Here is an 8,256-nt window from a genome sequence, read left to right on the forward strand (position 1 = left end):
GGAGAAGGCCGGTGACTGGCCGGAGGTGTTCTGGGAGTACGCCGACGAGGTCGCGGCGGGGACGCTGCCGGGCGGGTACGTGCAGGGCCTGGGCTGTCGGTGACGGCGGACGGCGACGCCCCCCGGGGAGGTTCCGGGGGGCGTCGCCGTCGGTGGGTCAGTCGTCGCGGTGGTCGGCCCACCACTGCTGGCCGCCCTCGGGGAGGGTGTCGATCGGATCGTAGTAGGCGTAGCGCTTGTTGAGCGCCTCCAGGTCGGCGGACTCGATGGAGGTGCGGTAGTTCTTGGTCCAGTAGGAGATGCCGCGCTCACGGTCGTAGTCGGTGAGCATGTGCACCCAGCGCTTGCCGACGAACGGCACGTCGCAGACGATCCGGGGGGTGGCGTAGCCGGGCAGGTAGCCCATGATGTCGTGCTGGAGCTGCTGGGCGTGCCAGACCGGGACGCGCCAGTGTTCGGCGTTGGGGATCATGTCGCACATGTAGAAGTAGTACGGCAGGATCCCGGCTTCGCCCTGCAGGGCGAAGCAGAGGTCGAGCAGCTCGGGGGTGGTGGCGTTGACGCCGCGCATGAGCACGCCCTGGTTGCGGACGTCGCGGACGCCGACGTCGAGGGCGGTCTGGGCGGCCTTGGCGACCAGTGGGGTGAGCGACTGGGCGTGGTTGACGTGGGTGTGGATGGCGAGGTTGACGCCGCGTCGCGCGGCGGTGCGGGCGACGCGTTCCAGGCCTTCGACGACGTCGGGCTGGAGCCAGTGCTGGGGCAGGCCCATGAGGGCCTTGGTGGCGAGCCGGATGTCGCGGACCGTCTCCAGTTCCAGCAGGCGCATGAGGTACGACTCGAGGTTGCGCCAGGGCACGTTGGCCACGTCGCCGCCGGAGACGACGACGTCGCGGACGCCGGGGTGGGCCTTGAGGTAGGCGATGTGGGCGTCGTAGCGGTCGACGGGCTTGAGGGTGAGCTTGAGCTTGTCGACGGCGGGGGTGGAGTTGCCGACGAGGTCCATGCGGGTGCAGTGCCCGCAGTACTGCGGGCAGGTGGAGAGCAGCTCGGCGAGGACCTTGGTGGGGTAGCGGTGGGTGAGCCCTTCGGCGACCCACATGTCGTGCTCGTGGAGGCTGTCGCGGCTGGCGTAGGGGTGTGACGGCCAGTCGGTGCGCCGGTCGGAGGCGACGGGGATCATGTAGCGGCGGATGGGGTCGGCGAGCAGCGCCTCGGTGGTCAGCGGCGTGAACGGCACCATCGTGTTGATCATCTGCGGTGGCACCAGCATGGACATGGTGGCCATGGCCTTCTGGTCGGCCTCGAGGTCGGCGTAGAAGCTCTCGTCGATGAGGTCGCCGAGGACGGCGCGGAGCTGCTTGATGTTCTTGACGCAGTTGACGCGTTGCCACTGGGCGGATTCCCACTGGTCGCGGGTGACGTGGCGCCAGCCGGGGAAGCGGGTCCAGTCGGGTTCGACCAGGGGGCGGCGGTGGTATTCGTACGGTTGCCCGGCGGTCGGTGCGGCGACCGGGGCGTGACGGGGTTGAGGGATGGTCTCAACCGGTTGGGTCTGGGTCACGGCCCCTCCTCGGTGCTGCGGCTGATCAACGGGCCCGAAGGCTACTGGAAAATATTCGGTACAGAAACTAGTCTGCCGTAAGTTTTCCCGTTACGCGAGCCTTGACCGGGGCTTCGGGCGGCTGGACAGGGGAGGTCGGCGTGACGTCACCGGTGGGACTGCACCGTGTCGTGCAACCGGCGGGGGTGCTGCCGCAGGCGGCCTGGCGGTTGGACGCGTCCGCCGCCATCGCGCCGAACGAGGTGCGGATCCGGGTGCAGCGGCTCAACCTGGACGCGGCGAGCTTCCGGCAGTTGTCGGAGAAGCACGGCGGCGACGGTGACGCGGTCCGCGCCGAGGTGCTGGAGATCATTTCCACCCGGGGGAAGATGCAGAACCCGGTGACCGGCTCCGGCGGAATGCTGATCGGCACTGTCGAGGAGGTCGGCCGACGATCCCCGCTGGGGCTCAAGGCCGGTGAGCGGGTCGCCACGCTTGTGTCGTTGACGTTGACGCCGCTGGTGATCACCGACGGGCTGGCCCGCTGGGACGGGCGCAGTGAGCAGGTGCCGTGTGACGGGTGGGCGATCCTGTTCGCGCGGTCCATCGCCGCGGTGCTGCCCGACGACGAGGACCCCCAGTTGTCCCTCGCCGTGCTGGACGTGTGCGGGGCGCCCGCGCTGACCGCCCGGGTGGTGTCGCGCTATGTCGAGGATCGTCGGCGAGCCGGTGACCCGACGCCGGTGAGCGTGGCCGTGATCGGTGGGGCGGGCAAGAGCGGGTCGCTGTCCCTGGCCGCGGCGCGCCGGGCGGGCGCCGCGCGTACCGTCGGAGTGGTGCCGGTGGCGGCGGAGCGCGACGCGCTGGCGGCCGCCGGGCTGGCGTCGGTGGTGGCGTTGGCCGACGCGCGGGACCCGGTGGGCTTGTCCACGGCGGTGACCACCGTGCTGGGCGCGCCGGCGGACGTGACGGTGGTCTGCGTGGACGTGCCGGGGTGTGAGCACGGGGCGGTGCTGGCCACCGCGGACGGCGGCACGGTGATCTTCTTCTCGATGGCGACGAGCTTCTCGGCGGCCGCGTTGGGCGCCGAGGGGCTGGCGGCGGACGTGACGATGCTGGTGGGCAACGGGTACGTGCCGGGGCACGCGGAGCTGGCGCTGGGGTTGTTGCGCGCCGAGCCGGGGGTGCGTCAACTGTTCGCGGCGCGGATCGCGGCAGACTGAGGTCATGACGAACCCCTCGACGTTGTACCGCGGCGGCGTGCTGCACTGTCCCGCCGATCCGAGCGCCACCGCGCTGCTGGTGTCCGATGGGCGGATCACCTGGTTGGGGACCGACGGCGACGCGCCGCCGGCCGACCGGGTGGTGGACCTGGGTGGGGCGCTGGTGACGCCGGCGTTCGTGGACGCGCACGTGCACGCCACCGACACCGGGTTGGCGTTGTCCGGGCTGGAGCTGTCCGGGGTGCGCTCGGCGGGGCAGCTGCTCGACGCGGTGGCGGGGTTCGCGGCTCATCTGCCGGCCGACGCGGTGGTGCTGGGGCACGGCTGGGACGAGTCGGGCTGGTCGGATCCGGCGTTGCCGGACGCGGCGGCGTTGGACCGGGCGGCCGGGGGCCGGCGGGTGTACCTGTCGCAGGCGTCGATCCATTCGGCGCTGGTGTCCTCGGCGTTGCTGGCGGCGTGCCCGCGGGCGGCGACCGAGGTCGGCTACGACGCGTCGGGCTGGTTGCGTCGGGACGCGCACCATGTGGTGCGGGCGGCGGCGCAGGGGTCGGTGAGTCGGGCGCAGCGGGTCGCCGCGCAGCGGGTGGCCCTCGCGCACGCGGCGTCGCTGGGGATCGCGGCGGTGCACGAGTGCGGTGGTCCGGACATCTCCGACGAGGAGGACTTCACCGGTCTGCTGGGCATCTCCGGTGCCGGACTGCCGGAGGTGTACGGGTACTGGGGCGAGCTGGGTGGCGCGGCGCGGGCCCGGGAGCTGGGCGCGGTGGGCGCCGGTGGTGACCTGTTCGCCGACGGGGCGTTGGGGTCGCGTACGGCGCACGTGTCGCAGCCGTACGGCGACGGTGACGGGTGCGGGCACGGGTACCTCAGCGCGGAGCAGGTGCGCGATCACCTGGTGGACTGCGCGGCGCACGGCTTGCAGGGCGGGTTCCACGCGATCGGGGACGCGGCGATCGGCACGGTGCTCGACGGGTTCGCGGCGGCGGCGACGACGTTGGGCGTGGAGCGGCTGCGCGCGGCGCGGCACCGCGTCGAGCACGCGGAGATCATGAACAAGCCGATGATCGCGCGGTTCGTGGAGTACGGGGTCGTGGCGAGCATGCAGCCGGCGTTCGACCGGTTGTGGGGCGGTGCGGGTCGGATGTACGAGGCGCGGTTGGGGTTGGACCGGTCGTTGGAGTCGAACCCGATGGGTGCGATGCACTCGGTGGGTGTGGCGTTGGCGTTCGGGTCGGATTCGCCGGTGACGCCGCTGGACCCGTGGGGGTCGGTGCGGGCGGCGGCGGCGCACCACAACCCGGCGCAGCGGATGAGTGTGCGGTCGGCGTTCGCGGCGCACAGCCGGGGTGGGTGGCGGGCGGTGCACCTGGACGCCGAGGGCGTTCTCGCGCTGGGCGCGCCGGCGACGTTCGCGGTGTGGTCGACGCCGGCCGGGGTGGAGCGGGGCCTGCCGGTGCTGCTGGCCGAGGATCCGGAGCTGCGGGGTCCGGACGATCCGACGCCGCTGCCGGTGTGCCGGCGCCTGGTGCTGCGCGGTGAGGTCATCTACGAGGAGGGGTCGTCGTGAACGAGCGGACGAGCGGTGTGGCGGGGGCGGCGGCGTGACCGGCAAGCTTGATCTTGATCCGGTGTTGGTGGCGCGGGCGCGGGAGTTGGCGCGCCGGGCCGGGCAGCCGGTGGTCGACCTGGCCCGCAGCCACACCACGGTGTCGGTGGAGCGGGCCGTGCTGCGGTTGGCCGGGGTGAGTGGCGCCGACCCGGACGGCATCCCCTGGGTGAACCGGCTCGTCGAGGCGGTCGTCGCGGACGTGGGGTTGGGCCACGGGGTGGCGGTGCCGGTGTTCGATGCCCTCGCCCGCGAGGGCATCACCGATGTGACGTTGCTGGCGCAGAAGGCCGCGGCCGGGTCGGTGCGCTTCGCGCTGCCCACCGGGCGGGCCGCCACGGCGGCCCGGTCCGCGGCGCGCAGGGCCGTCGGGGCGGGCATCCGGCGGATCGACAGGCGGCGCGCCGAGCGGGACCGGCTCATCAAGCGGCACGGGGACCCGAAGCAGCGGCCGTGGATCTACCTGATCGTGGCGACCGGGGACATCTACGAGGACATTCCGCAGGCGCAGGCGGCGGCGCGGGCCGGCGCGGACGTGATCGCGGTGATCCGCTCGACGGGGCAGTCGCTGCTGGACTACGTGCCCGAGGGCGCGACCCGGGAGGGTTTCGCCGGCACGTACGCCACGCAGGAGAACTTCCGGCTGATGCGCGCGGCCCTGGACGAGTCGTCGAAGGAGCTGGGCCGCTACGTGCGGCTGACCAACTACGCGTCCGGGCTGTGCATGCCGGAGATGGCGACCCTGGCCGGCCTGGAACGCCTCGACATGATGCTCAACGACTCGATGTACGGGATCCTGTTCCGCGACATCAACCCGATCCGCACGTTCGTCGACCAGCGGTTCTCCCGGCAGGTGCACGCCCGCGCCGGGATCATCATCAACACCGGTGAGGACAACTACCTGACCACCGCCGACGCCGTCGACGAGGCGCACACGGTCACGGTGTCGCAGCTGCTCAACGAGTTCTTCGCGCACGAGGCGGGCCTCGCGGACTGGCAGTTGGGGCTGGGGCACGCGTTCGAGATCAACCCGGAGGTGCCGGAGTCGTTCCGCCTGGAGCTGGCGCACGCCCTGCTGGCGCGCGAGCTGTTCCCGGACGCGCCGCTCAAGTGGATGCCGCCGACCAAGCACATGACCGGCGACGTGTTCCGGGGCAACCTGCTCGACGGGTTCTTCAACCTGGCCGGCGCGCTGACCGGTCAGGGCATCCTGCTGGTCGGGATGATGACCGAGGCGGTGGTGACGCCGTGGCTGTCCGACCGGGACATCGCCCTGCAGAACGTGCGGTACGTCCTGGGCGCGGCCGGAGGGCTGCACGAGGACTTCGTGCCGGCGCCCGGCGGGTTCATCCGCCGCCGCGCCAACCAGGTCCTCGGTGAGGCCCTGGACCTGCTGGAGCGCATCGGGGAGCAGACGCTGCTCACCGCCATCGCCGAGGGCACCTTCGGGATCATGAAGCGGCCCGCGGACCGCGGCAAGGGCCTGGCCGGGGTCGCCGCCCACGAGGCGGACTACTGCAACCCGGCCACCGACATCCTGGAGGCTGCGGCGTGAGCAGGCAGATCGTGCGCCCGTACGGGGACACCACAGGCGACGGGATGGTGCAGGTGTCGTTCACCCTGCCGGTGGCCCACGACAAGCGGGCCGAGGGCGCGGCGGTGCAGCTGGCCAACAGGATGGGCATCGACCCGGCGATGCTGGTGCACGCCAAACCGATGGGTGACGGGTTCACCTTCTTCGTCGTCTACGGGCGGGTCAACCACCTCGTCGACCTCGACGCGGTGCAGGTGGTGGAACGGGACTTCCCGCTGCTGTCGGCCAAGGAGGTCAACACGGTGGTCAAGCAGCGGCTGCGCCGCAAACTGTCGGTGGTCGGGGCGTGCATCGGCACCGACGCGCACACCGTGGGCATCGACGCGATCCTCAACGTCAAGGGCATCGCGGGGGAGAAGGGCCTGGAGTACTACCGGGAGTTGAAGGTCACCAACCTGGGCGCGCAGGTCAGCGTTCCGGAGCTGGTCGAGGCCGCCCGGGCGGAGAAGGCCGACGCGGTGCTCGTGTCGCAGGTCGTCACGCAACGCGACGCGCACCTGCACAACACCCGGGAGATGTCCGCCGCGTTCCGCGAGGCCATGCCGGCGGGGCGGCGGCCGCTGCTGATCGTCGGCGGTCCCCGGTTCGACGAGACGATGACCGACGAGTTGGGCGTGGACCGGATCTTCGGTCGGGGCACCACGCCCGGCGAGGTGGCCAGCTACCTCGTACACGCCCTGATCACGCAGCGGAAGGCGACCACATGACCGACTCCAGGCTCGGGTTGACGGTGACGCACCGGCGGTACGTGCCGTACTCGCACGCCCACTACGCCGGCAACCTCGTCGACGGGGCGTACGCCCTCGGACTGTTCGGGGACGTCGCCACGGAGGTGTGCATACGCACCGACGGCGACGAGGGCCTGTTCGCCGGGTACGCCGACGTGCGGTTCCTCGCGCCCGTACGGGCCGGTGACGTGGTGGAGGTGACCGCGCGGGTGGCGCGGGTGGGCTCGCGCAGCCGCACCCTGGAGCTGGAGTGCGCGGTGGTGTGCCGGGGCCGCCCCGAACGCTCCGAGTCCGCCGCCGAGGTCCTCGACCCGCCGATCGTGGCGGTCACCGCGACCGGCACCGTGGTCGTTCCCGCCGCGTCGTGACCCTGGCGGTCTGCGCGGACGTCGGCTCGACGTACACCAAGGCGGCGGTGGTGGACCTGGCCGCCGGTGTCCTCGTGGGCGCGGGGGCCGCGCCCACGACGGTCGGCAGCGACGTGCTGCACGGCCTGGACGCCGCGGTCGCGGCGGCCACCGCCGGGCTCGGGGCGCGCGACGTGCCGTGGTACGTGTGCTCGTCGGCCGGGGGTGGGTTGCGGCTGGCGGTGATCGGCTACGAGCCGCTGGTCACCGCGCAGGCGGGCCGGCGGGTCGGGTTGTCCGCCGGCGCGCACGTGGTGCACGTGGCGGCCGGGCGGCTCGGCGCGGCGGACCTGACGGCGCTGCGCGCGGCGCGACCTGACGTGGTGCTGCTGGTCGGCGGCACCGACGGCGGCGACGCCGACACCATCGCCCACAACGCGACCCGGCTGGCGCGGGCCCGCTGGCGCAGGCCTGTGGTGTACGCGGGCAACGCCGACGTGCGCGCGGAGCTGACCGGGCTGCTGGAGGCCGCCGGTGTGCCGGTGACCGGCGCGGACAACGTGCTGCCGCGCATCGGGGTGCTCGCCCCGGAGCCGGCGCGCGCGGCGATCCGGGCGGTGTTCCTGCGCCACGTCATCGGCGGTAAACGGCTGTCGCGGGGCGGCCGGTTCGCGCGGTTGGTCCGTGCGGCCACCCCCGACGCCGTGCTCACCGGCGTGGAGGTGCTCGCCGACACCATCGGCGGTGACCTGGCCGTCGTCGACGTGGGCGGCGCCACCACCGACGTGTACTCGGTGCTCACCCCCGACGAGCGAGCCACCGGGCCGGGGCGGGAGGTCGCCGGCAGCCTGTGGCGGGCCCGCACCGTCGAGGGTGACCTGGGGATGCGGTGGAGCGCGCCCGGGGTGGTGCGCGCCGCCGCCGAGGAGCGGCTGCTCGCCGCCGACGAGGCCGACGCGTTGACGGCCGCCGCGGCCCGGCGGGCCGCCGACCCCGGTTTCCTGGCGGTCGACGACGCCGAGCGGGCCGCGGACGCCCGCATCGCCGCCCTCGCGGCGACCGTGGCGCTGCGCCGGCACGCCCGCGGGGCCGCCACCGGGGAACGCGCCGGGCGGGACCTGCGCGACGTGCGGCTGATGGTGGGCTCCGGCGGGGTGCTGCGGCACGCCCCGGCGCCGGTGGCCGGGCAGGTGCTGGAGGCGGTGCTGGGCG

7 protein-coding genes are annotated in these 8,256 nt (G+C 73.1%); 6 read left to right on the forward strand and 1 reads right to left on the reverse strand.

Translation table 11 applies throughout. The features are described from left to right. Positions 1–157: 157 nt before the first annotated feature. Positions 158–1,564: a KamA family radical SAM protein gene (locus tag FHG89_RS02520; RefSeq protein WP_139582432.1), complete on the reverse strand. Its 1,407-nt coding sequence runs from the start codon at positions 1,562–1,564 to the stop codon at positions 158–160. Positions 1,565–1,704: 140 nt separating this feature from the next. Between FHG89_RS02520 and kdd the strand changes: the two genes are divergently transcribed. The 6 genes from kdd to FHG89_RS02550 all read left to right on the forward strand — a co-directional run. Beyond that, a complete protein-coding gene (gene kdd / locus FHG89_RS02525) occupies positions 1,705–2,766 on the forward strand; it encodes an L-erythro-3,5-diaminohexanoate dehydrogenase (RefSeq protein ID WP_139582434.1) in 1,062 nt (353 codons plus the stop codon). Positions 2,767–2,770: 4 nt separating this feature from the next. Continuing rightward, complete coding sequence (locus tag FHG89_RS02530) at positions 2,771–4,336, forward strand: amidohydrolase (RefSeq protein WP_139582435.1); 1,566 nt, start codon at positions 2,771–2,773, stop codon at positions 4,334–4,336. A gap of 34 nt (positions 4,337–4,370) precedes the next feature. Continuing rightward, positions 4,371–5,930 (forward strand): lysine 5,6-aminomutase subunit alpha, encoded by a 1,560-nt coding sequence (gene kamD, locus FHG89_RS02535; RefSeq protein WP_139582437.1) that lies wholly within the window; start codon positions 4,371–4,373, stop codon positions 5,928–5,930. Beyond that, the gene (kamE, locus tag FHG89_RS02540; RefSeq protein WP_139582439.1) at positions 5,927–6,676 is read left to right on the forward strand and encodes a lysine 5,6-aminomutase subunit beta; all 750 of its coding nucleotides are present in this window, start codon (positions 5,927–5,929) and stop codon (positions 6,674–6,676) included. Before kamD ends, kamE begins: the two co-directional genes overlap by 4 nt. Then, complete coding sequence (kal, locus tag FHG89_RS02545) at positions 6,673–7,065, forward strand: 3-aminobutyryl-CoA ammonia lyase (protein ID WP_139582440.1); 393 nt, start codon at positions 6,673–6,675, stop codon at positions 7,063–7,065. The genes kamE and kal overlap by 4 nt, the downstream gene beginning before the upstream one ends. Next, positions 7,062–8,256, forward strand: a 1,195-nt coding sequence (locus FHG89_RS02550; RefSeq protein WP_139582442.1) for a glutamate mutase L, incomplete at its 3' end; no start/stop codon positions are given. The genes kal and FHG89_RS02550, both read left to right, overlap by 4 nt.

Source organism: Micromonospora orduensis (genome assembly GCF_006228125.1).
In the GTDB taxonomy this organism is placed as follows: domain Bacteria; phylum Actinomycetota; class Actinomycetes; order Mycobacteriales; family Micromonosporaceae; genus Micromonospora; species Micromonospora orduensis.